This is a genomic window from Faunimonas pinastri, from assembly GCF_900110915.1.
GTDB lineage: Bacteria > Pseudomonadota > Alphaproteobacteria > Rhizobiales > Afifellaceae > Faunimonas > Faunimonas pinastri.
The window spans coordinates 1-23,369 of record NZ_FOFG01000018.1 but is presented as its reverse complement, the minus strand read 5'-3'; the positions used below and the strand labels follow the sequence as shown (position 1 = coordinate 23,369).

The following is a 23,369-nucleotide window of genomic DNA, read 5'->3' as shown; positions in this document are numbered from 1 at the left end:
CCCGATCAGCCCGGGGCCTTTTCGCTCTGGAGCCGGCCGTCCGACCAGCAATCCGTCACGGCTACCCAGTTCACCTGCCATTGATCCTTTTCGTCCGCCGTCCAGCGGCCGATGCAGGAGAAAACACGGTCGAGCCAGTCCGGGTCATCTTTCCCGGCATCCAGCATTTCGGATGTCGCGTGCAGGGCGTCCGTCTGCTCCCGCCGACAGCGCGCGGGGCTTTCCGCCGCGTCCTTCGCATGGGCTGCGCAGAATCGGCCGATGCCGCGGATGACTGCGCCGGTGTCGGCGGAGCCCGTCAGGTCCGCGGCCTGGGCAGTGGCCAGACCCGGCGTGAGAAGCATGAGAACCAGAAGAACGCGTTTCATGCCCACCCCAAACAACAAGCGTGGTTCTGGCTGACCCGATTCGAACGGGTTTCGCCAACGGGAATATGGGGCATCACAAGGGTTATCCCACCCTCGTGCAGGATTGATACGCCGGAGGGGGTATGCGCCCCCTTTGGGATCACTCCCGCGTGATCACCTGCACGGCCTCGAAGCCCTCGAATTCGGGCCGGCCGAGGTAGGTCGGCCGATGGTTGCCGGCGTTCGCATGCGCCTGCCGGAAGGCATCCGACCGCGTCCAGTCCTCGAAGTGGCGGGGACTTTCCCACACGGTGTGCGAGGCATAAAGCGTATGGTCCTCGCGCTCCGGTCCGCGCAGCAGGTGGAACTCGACGAAGCCCGGCAGATCCTGCAGATGCGAATCGCGCTCCCGCCAGACGGTTTCGAAATCGGCCTCCGATCCCTTGGCGACCTTGAAGCGGTTCATGGCGATGTACATGCGGTTGTCACTCCGTTCGGCCGGTGCTGAAGGATGGCCCGGAGGCATTCCTGAATATCAGGCGCTGCGCTCCGCCTCGCTTCCCATCGGGTTCGTTGCCAAGGCGGAATTATAATAGCGCGGGTCGTCTGTCACTTCCTCGCCTATCCATTCGGGCAAGGAGATCGCCTGGTCGGGATGGCTGAGTTCGACCTCCGCCACGATCAACCCGGAATTGGCCCCGGCGAATTCATCGACCTGCCAGAGCAGCCCGTCATGCCGGATCTCGTGGCGGGTCTTCTCGATCAGCGGCCCGTCGCACAGCGCGTGGAGCATGCTCTGCGCATGATCGACGGGGATCTCGTATTCGTATTCCGGGCGTGAGATCCCGTCCGGCTCCCCCTTGACCGTGAGATAGGCGCGGTCGCCGGCGCGCCGCACCCGCACGGTCGCCTTTCCCTTGCTGAGATAGCCCTGGCAGTAGCGCTCGCTTGTCGCGCCGTCGCGCCATCGGTCGTCCCGGACCAGAAACTTGCGCTCGATCTCCAGCGGCATATGTCCTCCGTTTGGCGAATTGGCGATCCTGCGCGTGGAACGAGGGGGAGCGCGCGCCGTTCCCTCACAACGCCTCCCGCAAAACGCCTGCGCCTCCAGCAAAGCGCCTGCCCGATCTCCAGTGCGATCTCCAGCCCCGGTATCCGGCCCCGGTCTCCGGCCCGATGATCACCCCGGTTTGGCCTCGCTTTTGGCCTGAATGATCCAGAGGTTGCGCGAAATCCTGGCAAGAAGAACCGGATTTTATTTGATGAACATGAAAGAGCCGGTAAGTACTCTCTTAATGCGTAGGGTGATAATGCCCCTGCGCATCCTTTCCTGACTTCTGCCCTGGCGGGCCATGGTTACCTCGGATCCCACAGTTTCTGCACAGCGCGCGCGGCTTGCGATACCCGCGGGATTCCGCGCGCTCGTGCGACGGAGCGAGATCTGGCTCGTCTTCATGGCGCTGGTGGTCGGCGCCATCGCCGGCTTGATGGTGGTCGTCGCCAGCTACGCCGCGAACTGGCTCCATGCCGTGCTGTTCGGGCTTGAGGACGGCGAATATCTCAGCGCGATGGCTTCGCTGAAACTCGGCGTCTCCATCTTCGTGCCGGCCATCGGCGGCCTCCTGCTCGCCCTCTTCACCCGCTCCATCGTCCGCTGGCGGCAGCGTCGGCCCGTCGATCCCATCGAGGCGAACGCCCTGCATGGCGGTCAGATGTCGCTGACCGACAGCATCCTGATCACGGTGCAGACGGTGATCTCGAACGGCTTCGGCGCCTCCGTCGGGCTGGAGGCGGGCTATACGCAGATCGGCTCGGGCATCGCCTCCCGGCTGGGTTCCGCCTTCAGCCTTCGCCGCAGCGACATGCGCATCATGGTGGGCTGCGGCTCGGCCGGCGCCATCGCCGCCGCGTTCGGCGCGCCGCTGACGGGCGCCTTCTATGCCTTCGAGTTGATCGTGGGCACCTATACAATCTCCAGCCTGGCGCCGATCGTGGGCGCGGCGATCAGCGGCGTGCTCGTCGCGCAGGCGCTCGGATCGGAGCCGCACCATCTCGGCCACATCGATTCTGCCACCGCCATCGGCCTGCCCGAGCTCACCATGCTGGTGCTGCTGGCTATCCTCTGCGCCGGCGCGGGCGTCGCCATCATGCGCGGCGCGACGCTCCTGGAGGAGTTCTTCCAGAAAAGCCGCATCCCCGTACTGATCCGCCCGGCGATCGGCGGCCTCGCTCTGGGAGCCATGGCGCTGATCACGCCGCAGGTGCTTTCCGCCGGGCACGGCGCTCTCTACCAGCTGATGGCGACGGAGAAGCCGGCGCTCGGCATGCTCGCGCTGGTGCTGCTCCTCAAGGCCTGCGCTTCCGCCATCTCGCTGGGCTCCGGCTTTCGCGGCGGCCTCTTTTTCGCCTCGCTGTTTCTGGGATCGCTGCTCGGCCGCCTCTATGCCGGGCTGATCGTGCTCTATGCGCCCGAGCTCGCGCCCGATCCGATCGTCGCCGCCACGATCGGCATGACCGGGCTGGCGGTGGCGATCGTCGGCGGCCCGCTTACCATGGGATTCCTTGCACTGGAGACGACCGGCGACCTGCCGCTGTCCGTCGCGGTGCTGGCGACGGCCGCCGTCGTGTCGCTGACCGTGCGCAAGACCTTCGGCTATTCCTTCGCGACGTGGCGGCTGCATCTGCGCGGCGAGTCCATCCGCGGCGCCCACGACGTCGGCTGGATGCGGGCGCTCACCGTCTCGCGGTTGATGCGAAAGGACGTGCGCACCATCAGCGCCGACATGACCGTCAGGGAATTCCGCCGGGCCTTCCCCCTCGGGTCCACCCAGCGCGTCGTCGCGACCGATGGCGAAAGCCAGTATGCCGGCATCGTCGACGTGGCGGAGGCACATCTGGCTTCTCTGGACGAAACCGCTGATACGGCGACCGTCCGCACCATCCTGCGCACCCGGGAAAGCGTCCTCCTGCCCTGGATGAACATCAAGCAGGCCGCCGTCATCTTTGAAAAATCGGAAAGCGAGGCGCTGGCCGTCGTGTCCGCGCCCGGCCGCAACGTCGTGGGCTTCCTCACCGAGGCGCATGCGCTTCGCCGCTACACGGAAGAGCTGGACAAGGCTCGGCGCGAACTCTCCGGCGAGACCTGGGCCCGCGACGAAGGCCGGGCGGCGGTCAGCATCGAGCCCGGCCGGGAGGGCTGAGCGCTTCCTGCCGAGGCGCTGGCGGCGGCAGCCGGATCGTCGGCAGGCTTGGCGGTCGTCGTCTCCGCCCTATTCAATGGATGATCCCCGGCGTCCAGCCGGATCGATCCAGATCTCATCCCAGATCTCATCGCAGCATCAGGAGTTCCCGTGCCCGATCAAAAGACCGACCTTCCCACCCGCCCCTTCGGCACCACCGGCATGCAGATCACCCGCGTCGGCTTTGGCGCCTGGGCCATCGGCGGCGGTGACTGGGCCGTCGGCTGGGGCGACCAGGACGACCAGGCCTCGGTGGACGCGATCCGCCATGCCGTCGACCGAGGCATCAACTGGATCGACACGGCGGCCGTCTATGGCCTCGGTCATTCCGAGGAAATCGTCGGCCGGGCCGTGCGCGACATGCCGGCGGACGAGCGGCCCTACATCTTCACCAAATGCGGGCTGGTCTGGGACGAGAACGACCGCAAGGCGCCGGCAAAGCGCGTCGGCGATCCCGCCCGCATCAAGGCGGACTGCGACGCATCGCTGAAGCGCCTCGGCGTGGAGCGCATCGACCTTTACCAGATGCACTGGCCGCCGGCCGACAACACGCCGGTCGAGGATTACTGGCAGGCGCTGCTCGACCTTCGCGACGCCGGCAAGATCCGCGCCGCCGGTCTCTCCAACCACAATGCCGCGCAACTGAAGGCCGCCGAGAAGCTCGGCCACGTGGATACGCTGCAGCCGCCCTTCTCCATGATCAAGCGCGGCGTGGCGGAAGCCGAGCTGCCCTGGTGCGAGGAACACCGGACGGGCGTCATCGTCTACAGCCCCATGCAATCGGGCCTGCTCACCGGCAGCTTCAGCCGCGAGCGCGCGGCCAAGCTGCCGGAAAACGACTGGCGCTCGCGCAACCCGGAGTTCACCGGCGAGGGACTGGAGCGCAATCTCGCGCTCGCCGATGCGCTGAAGCCCGTGGCCGAACGGCACGGCACCTCCGTCGCGTCCGTGGCTGTCGCCTGGACGCTCGCATGGCCGGGCGTGACGGCGGCGATCGTCGGCGCACGCTCGCCCGCTCAGGTGGATGGCTGGCTGGATGCCGCGAGCCTGGAGCTCGCTTCGGCCGACATGGACGAGATCGCGAAAGCCATCGAGCGGACCGGTGCCGGATCGGGTCCGGTCAAGCCGGCGGCCTGAATCGAGAAGGGCGGCCCGAGGCCGCCCTTCCTTATCTACGGGAGGGCCTAGAGCCCTTCCGCCTGCATCGCTTCCCGCACATGCGGCCGCGCGGCGACGCGGTCGTGATAGCTCTTCAGCGCCGGCCAGCGATCGAGCGTGATGTCCAGCTTGCCCATGATGCGAAGCGCGAAGAAGCCGTAGCAATCGGCCAGCGTGAAATCCTCGCCGACCAGGAAGTCGCGCTCGCCAAGTAGCTTTTCCATGTTGCCGAGGCGCTCTTCCAGAAGCGTCCGCGCCTTCTGCTTGATCTCCTGATTGTCGCCGGCGCGAAGGCCCCAGCTGGCGTTCTTGTGCAGTTCCATGCCGATGAAGCTCAGCCATTCCTGGAAGCGCGCCCGCTCGATGGTGCCGGGATTGGGCACGAGGTCCTCACGGCCGGCACGATCGCCGATGAACTGCAGCACCGCCGCGTTCTCCGTCAGCACGCTGCCGTCGTCCAGCAGCAGGGCGGGCACCTGCCCCTTGGGATTGATCTCGCGAAAGTCGCGGCCGTCTTCCGTCGTCTTGCTCTTCATGTCGACCTTTTCCAGGTCGCATTCGATGCCGGTCTCCAGGATAGCGATGTGCTCGGAGAGCGACGACATTGCGGGAGAGTAATAGAGCTTCATTCGGGAATTCCTCGAGCGTTGCACGGGAGAGGCGGCCGGGATGCGAAGCCCGTGCAGACGTCGGGCGAGCGCGGCCAAGTGTCCTCTTCAGGATCGGAACTTCCAATCGGCCCTGCGGTTGCAGCACCATTGGCCGGGTGGGGTGAACCGGTCGTTCGGGGGCAGGGCATTTGGTCCGACGCATTCTTCTAGCCATCGTGCTGATCCTGGTGATCGGCGCGGCAATCTTCGTGGCGCTTGGCTGGAAACCGGCCATCGCGCCGGTTGACCGGCCGCAGGCCTCCGCCTTCAAGCCGGAGGTGCTCTCTCGTGGCGCCCAGCTGGCCGCGCTCGGCGACTGCACGGTTTGCCACACGGCCCCGGGCGGTCGGCCGTTCGCCGGCGGGCTGGCGGTCGAGACGCCGTTCGGCACGATCCACTCCACCGATATCACGCCGGATCCGGAGACCGGCATCGGGCGCTGGTCGGAAGCCGCTTTCAAGCGCGCCATGCGGGAAGGTGTTTCACGCGACGGGCACCATCTCTACCCGGCCTTCCCCTACGACCACTTCACCCGGACCAAAGACGAGGACATCTCGGCGATCTACGCCTTCCTGATGACGCGCCAGCCGGTTTCCGCCAAGGCGCCGGCCAACGATCTGCCGTTCCCGCTGAACGTCCGCTTCATCCTGACGGGCTGGAACCTGCTCTTCCTGCACCGCGACCCCGTGGCCGACGATCCGTCACAGCCGGAGGCGTGGAACCGGGGCAAGTACCTCGTGGAGAGCCTTGGCCATTGCGGCGCCTGCCACACGCCCCGCAACGCGCTCGGCGCGGAGAAGCGCGCCCACGCCTTTGCCGGCGGCGTTGCCGACAGATGGACAGCACCGGCGCTCGACGGGGCTTCGCCCGCGCCCGTGCCGTGGACGCAGGAGAGCCTCTTCACCTACCTGAAGACCGGCTTCGAAACGCAGCACAGCTTCGCCGCCGGTCCCATGGCGCCCGTGGTTTCCGACCTCCGCGCCGTCTCCGACGACGACGTGCAGGCGATCAGCGTCTACATCGCCTCGCTGATGGGCCCCGTTCCCCCCCCCCGCCAGCAGGAAGGCCAGCGCGCCGTCGAGATGGCGACGCAGGCGGGCCTCGGCTTCACCCGCGGGGCGCCGGACCAGAGCCGCGACGAGCCGGGAGCGGCCCTCTATGCCAGCGCCTGCGGCTGGTGCCACTACAACGCGGACAGCAAGGGAAGCTCCTTCGCCAGCCGGCAGAAGCTCGGTCTGGGCAGCGTTTCCAGCATGCCGGACCCGTCCAACCTGATCCACGTGATCCTTGAGGGCATCCCGCCGGTCGAGGGCGAGGCGACGCCGATCATGCCCGGTTTCGCCGGCTCCTTCACCGACCGGCAGGTGGCCGACCTGGCGAACTACGCGCGGGCGCATTTCAGCACCAGGCCGGCATGGAAAAACGTCGACGACGCCGTGAAGGCGATCCGCTCCGGCAAGGACATCGACCGGAGTGCGAGCCGCCCATGACCCGCACACTCTTCCCCTCGCTCCCGTTCCCGGCTGCAATATCGGAGGTTCGATGATCACCCTCAACGTGAACGGCCGGGATCATCAGGTCGACAGCGATCCCACCACGCCGCTGCTCTACGTGCTGCGCGACGAGCTCCAGATGAACGCGGCCAAGTTCGGCTGCGGGCTCGGCCAGTGCGGCTCCTGCACCGTGATGGTGGACGGGCAGGCGATCTTTTCCTGCGTGACGCCGATCACGGCGCTGCAGGGCCGCAAGATCAAGACCGTGGAGGGGCTGGGCACCATCGATCGGCCCGGGCCGATGCAGCGGGCCTTCATGGAGGAGCAGGCGGCGCAGTGCGGGTATTGCATCCCCGGCATGATGATGCGGGCGCAGGCGCTCTTGGAAACGAACCACAACCCGTCCGAGGCCGACATCCGCGACCACATGCGCACCAATCTTTGCCGCTGCGGCACGCAGATGCGCATCCTGGCAGCCGTCCGCCGCGCCGCCGGCTACATGCGCGAGGCAAAGGGCACCGGGCAGGAACAGGGGACGAAGTCATGAGCGCGTTGAAATCGATCGCGGCCGCCGCGTCCCTCTTCGGCCAGACCCCGGGCGATCCGGAACCGGCGGCGCACGTCGAGGCGGGCACAGGCCCGTCGCGCCGGAGCGTGCTCGTCGGCGGCGGTTCGCTCGTCGTCGGCTTTTCGCTTTTCGGCAATCAGGCGCTGGCGCAGGAAGGCGGCCAGAACGGCGGCGGCGAGGGCACGGGCGCGGCCGCCCATCCCGAGGAAAAGGCTCCCGCCCTGCCGGGCAGCCTGAAGACCAATCCACAACTCGATTCCTGGATCCGCATCGATGCGGATGGCGCGATCACCGTCTTCACCGGCAAGGCGGAACTGGGCCAGGGCATCAAGACCGCCCTCAGCCAGCTTGCGGCGGAAGAGCTCGGCGTCGAGTTCAAGGCGATCAGGCTGGTGACCGCTTCCACCGGCGTCACGCCCAACGAAGGCTACACCGCCGGCAGTCACTCCATGCAGGACAGCGGCACCGCGATCATGAATGCAGCCGCGCAGGTGCGCGAGATCCTGATCGGCATGGCGGGAACCAAGCTGAACCTGCCGGCCGAGCAGCTGAAGGCTGAGAACGCGGCGATCGTCGCGCCGGACGGGCGCAAGCTCGGCTATGGCGAGATCGTCGCCGGGCAGCGCTTCAACACGCAGGCCCAGCCGACCTCGAAGCTGCGCGATCCCCTGAACTTCACCATCATCGGGCAGGAGATCCCGCGCGTCGACATTCCGGGCAAGGTGACGGGCGGCGTGGCCTATGTGCAGGACCTCCGCCTGCCCGGCATGGTGCATGCCCGCGTGGTGCGCCCGCCGAGCTACGGGGCGCAGCTGACCGCGATCGACACGTCGGCGGTGGAAAAGCTGCCCGGCGTGCTCAAGATCGTGCGCGACGGCAGCTTTCTCGCCGTGGTCACGGCCAAAGAGTTCCAGGCCGTCACCGCCATGCGCGCGCTGCAGGTGGCTGCGGAATGGCAGGAACGGCCGAGCCTTCCGAACCAGTCCACCTATTACAAGACGTTCCGCAGCCTGCCCTCGGACTATCGGCTGATCCTGGACAGCCACGCGCCGACCGCTCCGGCGGCGAAGACCGTCTCGGCGACGTTCCATCGGCCGCACCAGTCGCACGGCTCCATCGGGCCTTCCTGCGCCGTCGCCCATTTCACTGGCGGCAAGATGACGGTGTGGACGCATACGCAGGGCGTCTATCCCCTGCGCAAGGCTTTGACCGAACTCCTCGCCCTGCCGGACGAGCAGGTCCAGTGCATCCATACGGAAGGCTCCGGCTGCTACGGCCACAATGGGGCGGACGACGTCGCGGCCGATGCGGCGCTGATCGCCCGCGCATTCCCCGACAAGCCCGTTCGCGTCCAATGGATGCGCGAGGACGAGCATGGCTGGGAGCCTTATGGGTCCGCGATGATCACCGAGCTTTCCGGCTCGCTCGACGCCGGCGGCAAGATCGTCGATTTCCAGTTCGAGGTCTGGTCCAACACGCATAACGGCCGGCCCGGCCCGGCCGGCAATCTGCTTGCCGCGCAATATCTGGAGAAGCCGTTCACCCCGGCTCCGCCGACGCCGATCCCGCAGCCGGAAGGTGGCGGCGACCGCAATTCCATTCCGCTCTACCACATCCCCAATGCCAAGGTCGTCGAGCACTTCGTGAAGACCATGCCGCTCCGGGTTTCCGCCATGCGCGGGCTCGGCGCCTACATGAACATCTTCAGCATCGAAAGCTTCATGGACGAGATGGCGGTGGCGGCTGGCGCCGATCCCGTCGAATTCCGGCTCAGGCACATGGAGGACGCGCGTGCGCGCGACGTCATCTCCAAGGCGGCGGAGGAATTCGGCTGGTCGAGCTGGAAGGCATCGGCGCCCGGCCGTGGACGCGGCTTCGCCTTTGCCCGCTACAAGAACCTCGGCGCCTATTGCGCGATCGCGGCGGAAGTCGAGGTGGAACGCGAGACCGGCGCCGTTCGCCCCGTGCGCTTCGTCGCCGCGACCGACAGCGGCCAGGTCGTCAACCCCAACGGCATCCGCAACCAGGTGGAAGGCGCGATCGTCCAGTCGTCCAGCTGGACGCTGTTCGAGCAGGTGACCTACGACAACACCCGTATCAGCAGCCGAACCTGGTCGACCTACCCGATCCTGCGCTTCCCGGCGCTGCCGGATACGGTCGAGGTCCATATCATCGACCGGCCCGGCCTGCCCTTCCTCGGCACCGGCGAGTGCGGGCAGGGTCCGACCTCGGCGGCGCTTGCCAACGCCGTTGCCAATGCCGTCGGCGTGCGCGTCCGCGACCTGCCGTTGACGCCGAACCGGGTGAAGACCGCGATCGGCGTGTGACGTCCAAACGGAAGCGGGCGTTCAGGTCGCCCGTTCCCGCAGCTTGCGGGCGAGATCGTCCGTATCTTCGGCGACGATCGTCCAGTCGCCTTCCGGCTTCAGGTCCTTCGTCTGCCCCGGTCCATGCTCCAGCGGGCGGGGAATGAACGCCGTCTGCAGCCCGCAGCCCTGCGCCGCCTCCAGGTCGTCGTTGTGCGCGGCGACCATCATGCACTCTCCCGGAGGAAGGGCCAGCAACGCGCAGGCGCGGAGATAGCACTCCGGCTGCGGCTTGTAGTGGCCGGTCACCTCCGCACCGAGGATGGCGTCGAAGGAAAGCCGCCCGAAGCGGATCAGGCCGACAGCCAGCGCGACATTGGCGTTGGAATGGACGACCGTGATCGCCTGATCGCGCAGGGCCAGCAGTCCCTCCCGCACGTCCGGCCAGGGATCGAGCCGGTGCCAGAAGCGGGTGATGTCCGCCCGTTCCGCTTTACCCAGATGCTCCAGCCCGAAATCCGGCAGGATCCGGTCGAGGTTCTCCCGGTGAAGCACGTCCAGCGGCGCGAAGGGTCGCCTGCCGCTCCGAACCTCCTCCATGGCCGGCTGGTAGAGCGCACGCCATTCGTCGGTGAAGCGAAATGCGGTCGCCTCGTCGGGCAGGCGGGGCCGGATCTGCCGCGCGATGGAGCTTCGCCAGTCCGTCAGCGTGCCGAACGTATCGAAGAGAAGAGCCTTGGCCTGCATTTCTGCCTCCGGAAAAATCAACCGACCGGTCAACGCTGCCGCGAAACGGGGCGATCCGCACGAATTTTGATCATTTGGTAAAAAAGTTTGACGGCCATTTCGGAAGTAATCACGCTGCGATCATCAGGGGGTTCGTGACGCTTATTCGCGCTCTCGGAGTTGATACGGCCGACGTGCCGGAAGCGGAGGAGTAGACATGTCGGTTATGCTGGAAGGCCTGCCCGATGTCACGGCGGGCCGACTTGAAGTTGAAGATTATCTTCGCAATTTCAGCGACCTTCATCCGCCGCTGACCCGGCATGAAGCCTTTGTCGAAAGCGATCGCTGCTATTTCTGCTACGACGCCCCGTGCATGCGGGCCTGCCCGACCTCCATCGATATCCCGCTCTTCATCCGCCAGATCGGCACAGGAAACGCGGAGGGGGCGGCGGAGACGATCTTCGCCTCGAACATTCTCGGCGGCATGTGCGGCCGGGTCTGCCCGGTGGAAACGCTCTGCGAGGAAGCCTGCGTGCGCAACGAGGCGGAGGACAAGCCGGTCAAGATCGGGTTCCTCCAGCGCTTCGCCACCGACACCATGATCGACGCGGGCGAGCATCCCTTCCGCCGCGCCGCCCCCACCGGCCACAGCGTCGCCGTGGTCGGCGCCGGGCCTGCCGGCCTTGCCTGCGCGCATCGGCTGGCGCTGCACGGCCATGACGTCACGATCTTCGAGGCACGGCAGAAGGCCGGCGGCCTCAACGAATACGGCATCGCCGCCTACAAGGCGGTGGCGGGTTTCGCCCAGCGCGAGGTCGATTTCGTGCTTTCCATCGGAGGTATCCGCATGGAAACCGGCAAGGTCCTCGGCCAGGATTTCACGCTCGGCGAACTCCGCCGCGACCACGACGCCGTCTTTCTCGGCATGGGCCTTGGCGGCGTCAACGCGCTCGGCACGGAAGGCGAGGCGGCGGGCGGCAGCCATGACGCGGTCGCCTGGATCTCCGACCTCCGCCAGACCGTCGAACTCGGCGGTTTGCCGGTCGGCCGGCGCGTGGTGGTGATTGGCGGCGGCATGACGGCGGTGGACGCGGCGGTGCAGTCCAGGCTGCTCGGCACCGAGGAGGTCACCGTCGTCTATCGCCGCGGCCAGCCCGACATGAAGGCGAGCCGATTCGAGCAGGAACTGGCGCAGACGCGCGGCGTCCGCATCATGCACTGGGCCAAGCCGCACCGCCTGCACATCGGCGATGACGGGCACGTCCGGGGCATCGAGCTGGAGCGCACCCGGCTTGAGGACGGGCGCCTCGTCGGCACCGGCGAGTTCGTCTCCGTCGCCGCCGACATGGTGTTCAAGGCGATCGGCCAGACCTTCGTGCCGCACGCGCTGGACGAGACGGGGATCGCGCTCACCGGCGGCCGCATCGCCGTCGACGAGGAGGGACGCACCAGCCTCGCCGATGTCTGGGCCGGCGGCGACTGCGTGGCCGGCGGCGAGGATCTCACCGTTGCCGCCGTGCAGGACGGCAAGGTCGCCGCGGAATCCATTCATCGCGAGCTGTCGGCCTTCGTTGCCCGGCAGACCGCTCCAGTCGAGGCCTGAGGAGGAACCCATGGCCGATCTGCGCACCGATTTTCTCGGCATCAAGTCGCCGAACCCGTTCTGGCTCGCTTCCGCGCCGCCCACCGACAAGGCCTACAACGTGGTCCGCGCGTTTCAGGCCGGCTGGGGTGGCGTCGTCTGGAAGACGCTCGGCGAGGACCCCTCCGTCGTCAACGTCAACGGACCGCGTTACGGCGCGATCCACGGTCCCGACCGGCGGCTGATCGGCCTCAACAATATCGAGCTGATCACCGACAGGCCGCTGGAGGTGAACCTTCGCGAGATCACGGAGGTGAAGCGCGACTGGCCGGACCGGGCCATCGTCGTGTCGCTGATGGTGCCCTGCGAGGAGACGAGCTGGGTTTCCATCCTGAAGCGGGTGGAAGAGACCGGCGCGGACGGCGTGGAGCTGAATTTCGGCTGCCCGCATGGCATGTCGGAGCGTGGCATGGGCTCGGCCGTCGGCCAGGTGCCGGAATACATCGAGATGGTGGCGCGCTGGTGCAAGGCGAACACCCGCATGCCGGTGATCGTCAAGTTGACCCCCAACATCACCGATGTGCGCTACCCCGCCCGCGCGGCCAAGCGCGGCGGCGCCGACGCGGTGTCGCTGATCAACACGATCTCATCCATAATGGGCGTCGATCTCGACCAGATGGCGCCCTCCCCCACCATCGACGGCAAGGCCAGCCACGGCGGCTATTGCGGCCCGGCGGTGAAGCCGATCGCGCTCAACATGATCGCCGAGATCGGCCGCGACGCGGAAACCGCCGGCCTCCCGATTTCCGGCATTGGCGGCATCACGACCTGGCGTGACGCGGCGGAGTTCATGGCGCTCGGATGCGGCACGGTGCAGGTCTGCACGGCGGCGATGACCTACGGCTTTCGCGTCGTCAGCGACATGATCGAGGGCCTGTCGCGCTGGATGGACAGCAAGGGCTACACGAGCGTCGACGATTTCGTCGGCCTTGCCGTGCCCAAGGTGACCGACTGGCAGTATCTCAACCTCAATTACGTGACCAAGGCGCGCATCGACCAGGATCTCTGCATCAAGTGCGGCCGCTGCCACATCGCCTGCGAGGACACGTCGCACCAGGCGATCACGCATCTGGTCGACGGCCGCCGCCATTTCGAGGTGATCGACGAGGAGTGCGTGGGCTGCAATCTGTGCGTCAATATCTGCCCGGTGGAGGATTGCATCACCATGGAGACACTGCCGCCCGGCGCGATCGACCCGCGCACCGGCATCGTCGTGCAGAGCGAATATGCCAACTGGACCATGCACCGGAACAATCCGATGTCGGTGACCTCACAGCAATTCGCAGCCGAGCCCGTCGTGCTGCCGGGGGAGTAGCTGGACAGCGCCGGAGCGATCCCCCAGATCCGCCCGTTCAACTCGGCAGCGGAGCGAAACCTCGATGGATCTGGAAGACCACGCGGCGATCGAAAGGCGTTTCACGACCGGTCGGCATGACGCCTTCGGCACCGGAAAAGTGGCTGGCGACGAAGGAAAGCCGCGCCGCCGGCTGGACGCATGAAGGCGACAGCGAACCGTCGGCCATCGTCCGGCCGCCGCATCCTGAAGGTCAAGCACATCCGCAAGGCCGATCTGGTCCGACGACTATCACGCCCGAATGCGCGAGGTGGTCGGCTACGCGCATTGGCACATGGCGCGGCGCCCGGAGGGGCGACGTCGCGGAACCGCACTGGCGATATTCGCTGATGAACCGGGGGCCACGCCCCGCTGAGATAACCGTCAGCGCGGTCTCAGTCCGTTCAGGAAGATCGAGAGGATTGTCGCCTCGGCATCCGGGATCGGCTCGGCCTCGCTGCCCAGCACCGCCCGCACCTGCACGTCGAAATCGGCATAGTGCTGGGTCACCGCCCAGATCGTGATGATGAGGTGGCGCGGATCGACAGGGGCGAGACGCCCCTCGGCGATCCAGCGGCTGATGATGGCGCTCTTCTCGTCCACCAGCGCCCGGAGCGGCCCGGTCAGAAAGCCTCCGATGGAGGGCGCGCCGTGGAGGATCTCGTTGGCGAACAGACGCGAGGCCGCCGGGTTGCGGCGCGACAGCTCCAGCTTCAGGACGATGTATTTGCGGATTTCGTCGACCGGATCGCCTGCCTCGTCCAGCCGGGTCAGCGGCTCCAGCCATTCCGTCAGCGTTTCCTCCAGAACGGCGACGTAGATCCCTTCCTTGCGGGGGAAATAATACAGGAGGTTCGGCTTCGACATGCCGGCTTTTGCCGCGATCTGGTCCAGCGTCGTGCCGCGAAAGCCATAGGTGGAGAAGACCTCCAGCGCGGCCTGCACGATGATTTCGCGGTTGCGGCTCTGGATCCGCGTCCGCGTGGTCGCCCGCAAGGCGGGATCCGGCTCTGGCCTGTTCACGCATGGTCTCCGGCTGGAAGTCTCGCGGCGGAAAGACGACGTTCCCGCACGGCCTTGGTAACCCGGGAGGCCGCGGCTGCCCTGCTCGTCTTTTGGGCACAGCAGCGAAGCGCCGGAGCAGAATTTCACCTTGACCGTCCCCGGAGGGAAATCTAGCGTCCGTTTTGACCGTTTAGTCAAGTTTGGCACACGCTCTTCTTGTCGCGTTCGAGCCATGACTTGGCGTTACCAGTGACAGGGCCATGCTGCAGAAGTCGACGACCAATAATCTGGAAGCTTTCTGGATGCCGTTCACCGCAAACCGGCAGTTCAAGCAAGCCCCCCGCATGCTCGTCGCCGCCAGGGACATGCATTACACCACCGACGACGGTCGCCAGATCCTCGACGGAGCCGCCGGCCTCTGGTGCTGCAATGCCGGGCATGGCCGGCCCAAGATCGTGGAAGCCATCCAGAAGCAGGCGGCGGAACTCGATTACGCGCCGGCCTTCCAGATGGGGCACCCCAAGGCGTTCGAGTTCGCCTCGAAGCTCGTCGCCATGGCTCCCGCGGGCATGGATCACGTCTTCTTCACCAATTCCGGTTCGGAATCGGTGGAAACGGCGCTGAAGATGGCGCTCGCCTATCACCGGGTGAAGGGCGAGGGCAGCCGCACCCGCCTGCTCGGCCGCGAGCGCGGCTATCACGGCGTTAATTTCGGCGGCATTTCCGTCGGCGGCATCGTCGGCAACCGCAAGATGTTCGGCACGCTGCTGACCGGCGTCGACCACATCCGCCACACGCACGACCCCGCCCGCAACACCTTCTCGCGCGGCCAGCCCGAGCATGGCGTCGAGTTCGCCGACGAACTGGAGCGGCTGGTCACCCTGCACGACGCCTCCACCATCGCGGCGCTGATCATCGAGCCCGTCGCCGGCTCCACCGGCGTGCTGGTGCCGCCGAAGGGCTACCTGCAGCGCATCCGCGAGATCTGCGACAAGCACGGCATCCTGCTGATCTTCGACGAGGTCATCACCGGGTTCGGCCGCCTCGGCGCGCCCTTCGCCGCCGACTATTTCGGCGTGACGCCCGACATCATGACGACCGCCAAGGGCGTCACCAACGGCACGGTTCCGATGGGCGCGGTCTTCGTGAAGGGCGAGATCTACGATGCCTTCATGAACGGCCCCGAGCACCTGATCGAGTTCGCCCACGGCTACACCTATTCCGGCAGCCCGCTAGCAGCGGCCGCCGGGCTGGCGACGCTGGAAACCTACCAGGAAGAGGGGCTGCTGACGCGCGGGGCCGAGCTTGCGGACTACTGGGCCGGCGCGCTCTGGAGCCTGAAGGGACTGCCGCACGTCGTCGACCTGCGCAATTGCGGGCTGATCGCCGGCATCGAGCTGGAGCCGATCGCGGGACAGCCGGGCAAGCGCGGCTTCTCCGCCTTCCTCAAGGGATTCGAGGACGGCATCCTGATCCGCACGACCGGCGACATCATCGCGCTGTCGCCGCCGCTGATCATCGAAAAGCACCAGATCGACGAACTCTTCGGCAAGATCGCCGAGATCCTGAAGTCGCTGGACTGACGGTCGGACGGGGAGCTCCACCCCCGGTCCTGAGACAGACCACTCCACCGCTCGTTCAGCGGAACCGCGCCCCGGGCGCGGCGGGGAGAGGCTGCGTGTCATTCCAAGCGGTTGGCGAGGCGGCCGGGCAAGCGGGACGTTCGAGGAAACGGCGGAAGCAGGACAGGGGAAGAGCATTGGCGACGGCACCGGCTGACAATCTCAGGATCAATGGCGGCAGGCTTTGGGACAGCCTGATGGAGATGGCGAAGATCGGCCCCGGGGTGAAGGGCGGCAACAAGCGCCTGACGCTGACGGACGAGGACAAAGCCGGGCGCGATCTCTTCCGCTCCTGGTGCGAGGCGGCGGGCTGCCGTGTCTCGGTCGACACGATGGGCAACATGTTCGCCCACCGCCCCGGCACGGATGAAAGCCTCCCGCCGGTCACCATCGGCAGCCATCTCGACACCCAGCCGACGGGCGGCAAGTTCGACGGCGTTCTGGGCGTTCTCGGCGGTCTGGAGGTGGTGCGCACGCTGAACGATCTCGGAATCCGCACGCGCCACCCCGTCGAGGTCGTCAACTGGACCAACGAGGAAGGCTCGCGCTTCGCCCCGGCGATGATCTCCTCCGGCGTCTTCGCCGGCGCCTATACGCAGGATTACGCCTACGGCCTGGCCGATGCGGAAGGCCTGACGCTCGGTGGCGAACTGAAGCGCATCGGCTTTATCGGCGACGAGCCGGTCGGCCAGCGCAAGCTCAAGGCTTATTACGAGCTCCACATCGAGCAGGGCCCGATTCTGGAGGCGGAGGAGTGCGACATCGGCGTCGTCACCCACGGCCAGGGCCAGCGCTGGTACGATGTCAGCTTTACCGGCTTCGAAAGCCATGCCGGCTCCACGCCGATGCCGCGACGCCACGATGCTCTGGTCGCCGCCTCTCGCCTCGTGCTGGCCGTGCGGGAGATCGCGCTCGCTCATGCGCCCCATGCGGTCGGCACCGTCGGCGTCATGAAGCCCTACCCCGCCTCGCGCAACGTCATTCCGGGGGAGGTCTCCATGACGGTTGATTTCCGCCACCCGGATGACGCCGTCCTCGCCGAGATGAAGGCGCGGATGGAGGCGGAGATCGCAGCCATCAATGACGATCTCGGCACGTCGGTCGATGTGGAGGAGGTCTTCTATTATCCGCCCGTTCCGTTCGACCGGGCCTGCGTGGACACGGTGCGGCGCGCAGCCGAGCGTCTCGGCTACCGCCATCGCGACATCGTTTCCGGCGCCGGGCACGATGCTTGCTACGTCGCCAGGGTGGCGCCGACCTCGATGATCTTCTGCCCCTGCGTGGATGGGATCAGCCACAACGAGATCGAGGATATCTCGCAGGCCTGGGCGACGGCGGGGGCCGACGTGCTGCTCCACGCCGTGATGGAGATGGCCGAGATCGTGGAATAGCGCGGCGGCATCGGCGGGCAGGGTTCGTTCAAGGTTCGGGGAGCAGGTTCAATGTCGAAGGTCATCAAGGGCGGCACGGTCGTCACCGCCGATCACAGCTTCAAGGCGGACGTGCTGATCGAAGGCGAAACGATCGCGGCGATCGGGCAGAACCTTTCCGGCGACGAGGTGATCGACGCCACCGGATGCTACGTCATGCCGGGCGGCATCGACCCGCACACGCACCCCGCCATGCCGTTCATGGGCACCACTTCCGCCGATACCAATTACTCTGCCACGCGCGCAGCGCTGGCCGGCGGCACGACCACCATCGTCGATTTCTGCCTGCCGGATCCCGGCCAGTCGCTGCTTGAGGCACTGGAGATCTGGGACAGGAAGTCCGTCTCGTCCCACTGCGATTATTCCTACCACATGGCAATCACCTGGTGGTCGGAGCAGGTGTGGCGGGAGATGGCCGAAGTCGTCGACCGCGGCATCAACACCTTCAAGTACTTCATGGCGTACAAGGGCGCCCTGATGGTGAACGACGACGAGATGTACCAGTCGTTCCTGCGCTGCGCGGAAATCGGCGCCATGCCGCTGGTCCACGCCGAGAACGGCGACGTCGTCGCCCGCCTGCAGCAAAAGTACATGGACAAGGGCGTGACCGGCCCAGAGGCCCACGCCTTTTCGCGGCCGCCCGAGGTGGAGGGCGAAGCCGCCAACCGCGCCATCATGATCGCCGACATGGCGGGCGTCCCCGTCTACATCGTGCATGTCTCCTGCGAGCCGGCGCATGAAGCGATCCGCCGCGCCCGCGTCAACGGCAACCGCGTCTATGGCGAACCGCTGATCCAGCACCTCACGCTCGACGACAGCGAATATCTGCACCAGGACTGGGATTACGCGGCAAGGCGCGTGATGTCGCCACCCTTCCGCGACCGGAAGCACCAGGACAGTCTCTGGGCGGGCCTGCAATCGGGCAGCCTGCAGGTGGTCGCGACCGACCACTGCGCCTTCACCACCGAGCAGAAGCAGTTCGGTCGCGAGGATTTCCGCAAGATCCCGAACGGGACCGGCGGCCTGGAAGAGCGCCTGCCCGTCCTCTGGACCAGGGGCGTGCGCACGGGCCGGCTGACGATGAACGAGTTCGTCGCGGTCACCTCCACCAACATCGCCAAGATCCTCAACATCTTCCCCCGCAAGGGCGCGATCATGGTCGGCGCGGACGCCGACATCGTGGTCTGGGATCCGGAAGCGAAAAAGACGATCAGCGCCGCGACGCAGTTCTCCGCCATCGATTATTCCGTCTTCGAGGGCGTAGAGGTGAGCGGCCTGCCGCGCCTGACGATCTCGCGCGGCGAGGTCTGTTTCGCCGACGGCGAGATGAAGGCCCGGGAGGGACGCGGCAAGTTCCTGCGCCGTCCACCCTTCCCCGCCGTCCACCACGCGCTGTCCTCGTGGAAGGCGCTGCAAACGCCGCAGCCGGTGGAGCGGCGCAAGGAGAACATGCCGATCGGCGTGTGACCGCGAGAAGCGCAAGGACGGATCTGAAAAGAGGCCGCGGCGGGCGCCGCTCACCTGCCTGCTCATGTCGGGGCGAATCGCCGTCCCGCCTCCCGGCGGCCGGCAGCCCATCCGCGTCGCTTCATGCCGGAATCGCGGACAAAAAAAGAGCCGCGCGGAAGATCCGAACGGCCCGAAGTCTAGGGAGGAAACGCCCCGAAGGGCGTGCTCTCTATCTACCGGGATGCCGGCCCGGCAGCAAGGCCGGGAATGGGACAGAGCCATGCATTCTGCGCATGCTCAATTATCAGGCAAGAACCTCTTCCCGATCGATCGCGGTCAGGGCACCATAAGCTCCAATGACCCGCGCGGCCGTGCGATGGCCGACGCGCGCGGCCTCGGCGGGCTCGCGACCCATGATGCGGGCGGCGAGATAAGCCCCGGCGAACGAATCACCCGCTCCCGTCGTGTCGACGATCCGTTCCGGCTTTTCCGCCGCGATGTGCTGTGACACGCCGCCCGACACGAGCAGGCAGGGATCGGGGCCGTTCTTGACCACGATTTCCTCCGCGCCCGTCCTGGCGATCCGCTCGGCGGTCTCCTCGATCCGCGCGTCGCCGAAGAGCTTCTGCTCGTCGTCGAAGGTCGGGCTCACCATGCTGCAGACGCCGTAGGCCTCGGTGATCACCGCCCGCGCCGTGTCGACACCCGTCCAGAGCGACGGGCGGTAGTTTGGATCGAACGCCACGCGCGCGCCCTCCTCCCGGCGCCGGCGCAGGAGGCTCAGCAGCGTGTCGCGGCCGCGCTCCGACAGGATCGCCAGCGTGATGCCGGAGAAATAGAGCGTATCGACGCCGGCAAGCGCCTGCCGCAGCCAGTCGGGATCGTCGGCCAGCAGCTTCGCCGCCGATTCGCCGCGCCAATAGGTGAAGTGCCGCTCCGCCCCGTCGAGCGTGATCGCATAAAGGCCGGGGCGGCGGTCGGGAACCGTGCGGATGCGGTCCGCGGCGATGCCGGCCTTCTCGATCGTGCCCCGCAGCCGGCCGGAAAAGTCATCCTGCCCCAGAGCGGTGACATAGGCCGTCCCGTGTTCGGGAGGCAGCACCGCGCGGGCGTACCAGGTCGTGTTCAGCGTGTCGCCGGCCACGCCCATGCGCCAGAGATCGTCGCCACCACCCGCTCCGCCGCTCTTTCCGGCGCCCGACAATTCGATCATGCACTCGCCTATGGCGGCAAACGCTGCCGGTTCCATGCGTTTCTCCCCGGATATCCCGGGGCTGACATGGCCGAAGCCCGGCGCGTTCCGCAAGTACCAACAGCAATCTTCACGCGGCTGCTTCTTTGGAATTGACAGGCCCGGCCGAAGCCCATATTGCAGCGCCCATGCCCAGGTGGCGGAATTGGTAGACGCGCACGGTTCAGGTCCGTGTGCCGCAAGGCGTGGAGGTTCGAGTCCTCTCCTGGGCACCACCGCTGAAAAAGTTGCCGCAATGGCAATATGTTGAAGGCCAGCAAGGCTTTGCGTTCTCCCGACTGTGTAACAATCGTGAGACACAATGCTTTTTCGTTTGGTCCGCCCGGTGAAGCGCCAAGGCTCCTCTAACCACTATTTCGTGCAGCGCATCCCCGCCGATCTGAAGGGTCGTGTGGCCGGCCTGCCGCTTGAGTTCCCGCTCGGGGCCGAGACTCACCGTCTCACCATCTCCCCTTCCGCAGTCGCCGTCCGATTCTCATTACGGACCCGCGATCCGGGGGAGGTGAAGGAGCGCCAAGCAGCGTGTGCCACCTACCTTGAGCGTGTTTGGACAGCACTTAGAGCAGACCAGCCAGCTCCCCTCACCCATCGGCAGGCCACCGCCTTGGCTGGCGATCTATACCGGGCATGGGCAAACCCTGACGAGCTCCGATCGACGGCCGTTGAGCTGAGCCCAAGCGGCGAATGGGTTGTCGTGACGGAGACGCACGAGGAACATGAGGCTGCCATTACGGCCACCTTGGAGCACTGGCGGAATGTCGGGCAAGGAACTGACCTGGAGACTGCCCTAGGTTCGCTGGTGGACCGCCTGCTACGCAGGAAGGGCATACAGCGGGTTGATGATCCGAGCCGTAAGATGGTACTCGACGCCTTCCACATGGCCCTCCAGCACGCCTGGGAGGCTCTCCAGCGCAATGCGCAAGGTGACTACTCGCCTGACCCAAAGGCCACTCGGTTTCCGGAGTGGCAGGAGACCGACGTTGCGCCCCCCGCGCCCTTCCTTGTCCCCGTCGCGGAGAGCTTGAAGGCCCTAGTCGATGGTTGGTGGAAAGAAGCCAAAGCCACTGGCCTCGCTGTCAGCACGTATGAGAGCTACCGAAACACAATGGAGCGCTTCGTAACCTTCCTCAGGCACGATGATGCGGCTCGGGTGACGGAGCAAGACGTAGTTCGATTCAAGGATTTCCGCCTCTCCGAGACCAACCGGAGGACGGGCAAGCTCATTTCGCCCAAAACAGTGAAGGATAGCGATCTAGCCGGCCTGAAGTCCGTCTTCACCTGGGCCGTTGCAAACCTCCGTATGCAGGAGAACCCAGCGCGACGTGTCACGCTTAAGGTCGGCAAGCAGGTCCGCAGCCGATCCAAGGGCTTCACGGAAGCAGAGGCTCGCGCCGTGCTCACTCATGCACTCCACCATCAGCAAGCGAGGGAAAACCCAAAGACCCAGGCGGCAAAGCGCTGGACACCGTGGTTATGCGCCTACACTGGAGCACGCGTGGGAGAGATCCTCCAGCTTCGAAAGCACGATGTCAGGCGCGAAGGAGACTTCTACTTTATCACCATCACGCCTGAAGCAGGGACTGTGAAAACCAAGGAAGTTCGTGAAGTTCCTTTACATCCTCACCTGGTTGAACTGGGCTTCATCCGGTTTGTTAAGGGCTCGTCGGACGGCAACCTGTTTCTGAATTTCCCTGCACACGGAGACATCCGAAAGCCCCTTCGTGGCTTAAGAAACAGGATGGCCGCCTTTGTGCGTGAAGTCGTACCGGACGAAGCGGTGGCCCCAAACCACGCTTGGCGCCACCTCTTTAAGACCAGAGGCTTTGAGGCAGGCATTCAGGAGCGGGTTTTGGATGCCATTTGCGGACACGCTCCTAGAACGGTCGGGGCCGCATATGGTGAAGTGACCCTAAGAACGATGTGGGCGTCGATACAGACCTTTCCACGCTTCTCATCCTAGAATAGGGCTCTCACGAGAAAGAGGATAATCCGTTGGCAGATGTTGTGGGCCGTTCGATTCGTCTCTTCCTAGTGGATGGAGCTCCTCGCGGCGTTGTAACGGCCGAGATCGTGAACTGGACCGGGAAAGTCTTATTCGCACCGCGATCCAAGATCGCATATGCCCTTTCTCGCCCAGAAGCGAAGCGGACAGGGATCTATTTCCTGATAGGCGAAGATCCGGATCAGCCTTCTAAGAGCCGAGTTTACATCGGAGAGTCCGACGATCTTTCAAACAGGATGAAGCAGCACTCCGCTGACAGCAGCAAGGATTTCTGGCTGGAGGCCTGCCTAGTGAGCTCCAAAGACGAGAACTTGACGAAGGCTCACGTTCGATATCTGGAAAGCCGCCTAGTTGAAATCGCGCAGAAAGCCGAGAGAGCTATCGTCGCAAACAGCCAAGATCCGTCCCCCAAGGTGCTGCCTGAGGCTGATGTGGCTGATATGGAATTTTTTCTAACGCAGATACAAACAGTGTTGCCGGTCTTGGGGTTCGATTTTCTTCGGGCTACTCCCGCCGTCCGCAACGGGCTTCAGGGTAGTCTGGCGGCCCAGACACCAACGTCAGCTATGACCGCCTCGCTCTCCCTGTCCCTGAGCCCACGTGAGCATCCCGGCCTCGCCCTTGCGGTGGAGCAGGACGGAGAGATCATTGTGCTAAAGGGATCACGTGCCCTCACAGAGTCCTACTCAGTGAACACCTACGCCGGCCTCCGAGAGCAACTTATCGATGAGGGCCGATTGGTGAAGGAGAGCGGCTCGCAGTATCTGCTTTTCGCTGAAGACGTGACCTTTAAAAGCCCTAGTGCTGCGGCGGCTGTCATCTTGAACCGCAATGCGAATGGCAGAACAGAATGGAAGATCAGGAGCAGTAGCCAAAGCCTCAAGGATTATCAGGACGCTCAGCTCCATTGAGGGTAGCTGCCCCAAGGGGACGTTGATGCCCGTTTCAAGCTGGATGAGGGGGAGCGTCCCCGGTTCATGAGATGCAGCACATGGGGGCGAACGATGAAGCTGTTCCGCAAGATCGGTTCGCCTCCCCTCGGCTCCACCAATTGGTCTGCCCCCTGAAAAGTGGTCCTCCGTGAAGTAGGCTTTTGAAGCTTTGGAGGATGCCAGGAATGCCGCGCAAGAAGCACCAGCCAGAAGAG

General features: G+C 65.7%; 20 protein-coding genes and 1 tRNA gene. 13 read left to right on the top strand and 8 right to left on the bottom strand.

The window, feature by feature from the left end; genetic code table 11:
* Positions 1-5 precede the first annotated feature (5 nt).
* The 3 genes from BMY25_RS18035 to BMY25_RS18025 form a co-directional block, all read right to left on the bottom strand.
* The gene (locus BMY25_RS18035) at positions 6-368 is read right to left on the bottom strand and encodes a hypothetical protein (RefSeq protein WP_092499257.1); all 363 of its coding nucleotides are present in this window, start codon (positions 366-368) and stop codon (positions 6-8) included.
* 139 nt (positions 369-507) lie between these two features.
* Positions 508-825, bottom strand: a complete 318-nt coding sequence (hmuQ, locus tag BMY25_RS18030) for a heme-degrading protein HmuQ (RefSeq protein WP_092499255.1) — start codon at positions 823-825, stop codon at positions 508-510.
* Between the two features lie 57 nt (positions 826-882).
* The gene (locus BMY25_RS18025; protein WP_092499253.1) at positions 883-1,359 is read right to left on the bottom strand and encodes a CYTH domain-containing protein; all 477 of its coding nucleotides are present in this window, start codon (positions 1,357-1,359) and stop codon (positions 883-885) included.
* Between the two features lie 412 nt (positions 1,360-1,771).
* On the opposite strand from BMY25_RS18025, the gene BMY25_RS18020 reads away from it, so the two are divergent.
* Together BMY25_RS18020 and BMY25_RS18015 are read left to right on the top strand one after the other, a co-directional pair.
* Positions 1,772-3,547 carry a chloride channel protein gene (locus BMY25_RS18020; protein WP_238858412.1) on the top strand — a complete coding sequence of 592 codons (1,776 nt, stop codon included), beginning with the start codon at positions 1,772-1,774 and terminating at the stop codon, positions 3,545-3,547.
* Positions 3,548-3,697: 150 nt separating this feature from the next.
* Positions 3,698-4,723: an aldo/keto reductase gene (locus tag BMY25_RS18015; protein ID WP_238858411.1), complete on the top strand. Its 1,026-nt coding sequence runs from the start codon at positions 3,698-3,700 to the stop codon at positions 4,721-4,723.
* Between the two features lie 47 nt (positions 4,724-4,770).
* Here BMY25_RS18015 and BMY25_RS18010 read toward each other — a convergent pair whose 3' ends face one another.
* Positions 4,771-5,373, bottom strand: coding sequence for a glutathione binding-like protein (locus BMY25_RS18010; RefSeq protein WP_092499249.1), 603 nt, complete (start codon positions 5,371-5,373; stop codon positions 4,771-4,773).
* A 170-nt stretch (positions 5,374-5,543) separates the two neighbouring features.
* On the opposite strand from BMY25_RS18010, the gene BMY25_RS18005 reads away from it, so the two are divergent.
* Genes BMY25_RS18005 through BMY25_RS17995 form a run of 3 tightly spaced genes read left to right on the top strand, consistent with a single transcriptional unit; the run spans position 5,544 to position 9,782 of the window.
* On the top strand, positions 5,544-6,884 hold the full coding sequence (locus tag BMY25_RS18005) for a c-type cytochrome (protein ID WP_238858410.1): 1,341 nt from the start codon (positions 5,544-5,546) through the stop codon (positions 6,882-6,884).
* Positions 6,885-6,936: 52 nt separating this feature from the next.
* Positions 6,937-7,434, top strand: a complete 498-nt coding sequence (locus tag BMY25_RS18000; protein WP_092499247.1) for a (2Fe-2S)-binding protein — start codon at positions 6,937-6,939, stop codon at positions 7,432-7,434.
* Positions 7,431-9,782 (top strand): xanthine dehydrogenase family protein molybdopterin-binding subunit, encoded by a 2,352-nt coding sequence (locus BMY25_RS17995; RefSeq protein ID WP_092499245.1) that lies wholly within the window; start codon positions 7,431-7,433, stop codon positions 9,780-9,782. Before BMY25_RS18000 ends, BMY25_RS17995 begins: the two co-directional genes overlap by 4 nt.
* Before the next feature lie 21 nt (positions 9,783-9,803).
* On the opposite strand, the gene BMY25_RS17990 is transcribed toward BMY25_RS17995, so the two are convergent.
* Positions 9,804-10,508, bottom strand: coding sequence for a haloacid dehalogenase type II (locus tag BMY25_RS17990; RefSeq protein WP_092499243.1), 705 nt, complete (start codon positions 10,506-10,508; stop codon positions 9,804-9,806).
* 196 nt (positions 10,509-10,704) lie between these two features.
* Here BMY25_RS17990 and BMY25_RS17985 point away from each other — a divergent pair, with 196 nt between their 5' ends.
* Positions 10,705-12,090: an NAD(P)-dependent oxidoreductase gene (locus BMY25_RS17985; protein WP_428976985.1), complete on the top strand. Its 1,386-nt coding sequence runs from the start codon at positions 10,705-10,707 to the stop codon at positions 12,088-12,090.
* A gap of 10 nt (positions 12,091-12,100) precedes the next feature.
* Positions 12,101-13,444, top strand: a complete 1,344-nt coding sequence (preA, locus tag BMY25_RS17980; protein WP_092499241.1) for an NAD-dependent dihydropyrimidine dehydrogenase subunit PreA — start codon at positions 12,101-12,103, stop codon at positions 13,442-13,444.
* 37 nt (positions 13,445-13,481) lie between these two features.
* Here preA and BMY25_RS20920 read toward each other — a convergent pair whose 3' ends face one another.
* Positions 13,482-13,652 (bottom strand): hypothetical protein, encoded by a 171-nt coding sequence (locus BMY25_RS20920; RefSeq protein ID WP_177176928.1) that lies wholly within the window; start codon positions 13,650-13,652, stop codon positions 13,482-13,484.
* A 194-nt stretch (positions 13,653-13,846) separates the two neighbouring features.
* Positions 13,847-14,485, bottom strand: a complete 639-nt coding sequence (locus tag BMY25_RS17975; protein ID WP_238858409.1) for a TetR family transcriptional regulator C-terminal domain-containing protein — start codon at positions 14,483-14,485, stop codon at positions 13,847-13,849.
* A 242-nt stretch (positions 14,486-14,727) separates the two neighbouring features.
* Between BMY25_RS17975 and aptA the strand changes: the two genes are divergently transcribed.
* The 3 genes from aptA (at position 14,728) to hydA (ending at position 18,986) form a co-directional block, all read left to right on the top strand.
* Positions 14,728-16,050, top strand: a complete 1,323-nt coding sequence (aptA, locus tag BMY25_RS17970) for an omega-aminotransferase AptA (RefSeq protein ID WP_092499238.1) — start codon at positions 14,728-14,730, stop codon at positions 16,048-16,050.
* A 176-nt stretch (positions 16,051-16,226) separates the two neighbouring features.
* Positions 16,227-17,480, top strand: a complete 1,254-nt coding sequence (locus BMY25_RS17965; protein WP_092499236.1) for a Zn-dependent hydrolase — start codon at positions 16,227-16,229, stop codon at positions 17,478-17,480.
* Between the two features lie 51 nt (positions 17,481-17,531).
* Positions 17,532-18,986 (top strand): dihydropyrimidinase, encoded by a 1,455-nt coding sequence (gene hydA / locus BMY25_RS17960; RefSeq protein ID WP_092499233.1) that lies wholly within the window; start codon positions 17,532-17,534, stop codon positions 18,984-18,986.
* Between the two features lie 286 nt (positions 18,987-19,272).
* Here hydA and BMY25_RS17955 read toward each other — a convergent pair whose 3' ends face one another.
* Complete coding sequence (locus BMY25_RS17955) at positions 19,273-20,217, bottom strand: sugar kinase (RefSeq protein WP_092499231.1); 945 nt, start codon at positions 20,215-20,217, stop codon at positions 19,273-19,275.
* 133 nt (positions 20,218-20,350) lie between these two features.
* Here BMY25_RS17955 and BMY25_RS17950 point away from each other — a divergent pair.
* From BMY25_RS17950 to BMY25_RS17940, 3 genes are all read left to right on the top strand, one after another.
* A tRNA-Leu gene (locus BMY25_RS17950) sits at positions 20,351-20,435 on the top strand.
* Between the two features lie 86 nt (positions 20,436-20,521).
* On the top strand, positions 20,522-22,180 hold the full coding sequence (locus BMY25_RS17945) for a tyrosine-type recombinase/integrase (RefSeq protein ID WP_092499229.1): 1,659 nt from the start codon (positions 20,522-20,524) through the stop codon (positions 22,178-22,180).
* 32 nt (positions 22,181-22,212) lie between these two features.
* Positions 22,213-23,133 (top strand): GIY-YIG nuclease family protein, encoded by a 921-nt coding sequence (locus BMY25_RS17940; RefSeq protein ID WP_092499227.1) that lies wholly within the window; start codon positions 22,213-22,215, stop codon positions 23,131-23,133.
* Positions 23,134-23,369: the final 236 nt, after the last annotated feature.

What these genes read in the sequence shown, in the direction of transcription:
- BMY25_RS18035 (WP_092499257.1), bottom strand. Translation starts at nt 368, where the DNA reads ATGAAACGCGTTCTTCTGGTTCTCATGCTTCTCACGCCGGGTCTGGCC.
- hmuQ (WP_092499255.1), bottom strand. Translation starts at nt 825, where the DNA reads ATGTACATCGCCATGAACCGCTTCAAGGTCGCCAAGGGATCGGAGGCC.
- BMY25_RS18025 (WP_092499253.1), bottom strand. Translation starts at nt 1,359, where the DNA reads ATGCCGCTGGAGATCGAGCGCAAGTTTCTGGTCCGGGACGACCGATGG.
- BMY25_RS18010 (WP_092499249.1), bottom strand. Translation starts at nt 5,373, where the DNA reads ATGAAGCTCTATTACTCTCCCGCAATGTCGTCGCTCTCCGAGCACATC.
- BMY25_RS18000 (WP_092499247.1), top strand. Translation starts at nt 6,937, where the DNA reads ATGATCACCCTCAACGTGAACGGCCGGGATCATCAGGTCGACAGCGAT.
- BMY25_RS17995 (WP_092499245.1), top strand. Translation starts at nt 7,431, where the DNA reads ATGAGCGCGTTGAAATCGATCGCGGCCGCCGCGTCCCTCTTCGGCCAG.
- BMY25_RS17990 (WP_092499243.1), bottom strand. Translation starts at nt 10,508, where the DNA reads ATGCAGGCCAAGGCTCTTCTCTTCGATACGTTCGGCACGCTGACGGAC.
- BMY25_RS17985 (WP_428976985.1), top strand. Translation starts at nt 10,705, where the DNA reads ATGTCGGTTATGCTGGAAGGCCTGCCCGATGTCACGGCGGGCCGACTT.
- preA (WP_092499241.1), top strand. Translation starts at nt 12,101, where the DNA reads ATGGCCGATCTGCGCACCGATTTTCTCGGCATCAAGTCGCCGAACCCG.
- BMY25_RS20920 (WP_177176928.1), bottom strand. Translation starts at nt 13,652, where the DNA reads ATGGCCGACGGTTCGCTGTCGCCTTCATGCGTCCAGCCGGCGGCGCGG.
- aptA (WP_092499238.1), top strand. Translation starts at nt 14,728, where the DNA reads ATGCTGCAGAAGTCGACGACCAATAATCTGGAAGCTTTCTGGATGCCG.
- hydA (WP_092499233.1), top strand. Translation starts at nt 17,532, where the DNA reads ATGTCGAAGGTCATCAAGGGCGGCACGGTCGTCACCGCCGATCACAGC.
- BMY25_RS17955 (WP_092499231.1), bottom strand. Translation starts at nt 20,217, where the DNA reads ATGGAACCGGCAGCGTTTGCCGCCATAGGCGAGTGCATGATCGAATTG.
- BMY25_RS17945 (WP_092499229.1), top strand. Translation starts at nt 20,522, where the DNA reads ATGCTTTTTCGTTTGGTCCGCCCGGTGAAGCGCCAAGGCTCCTCTAAC.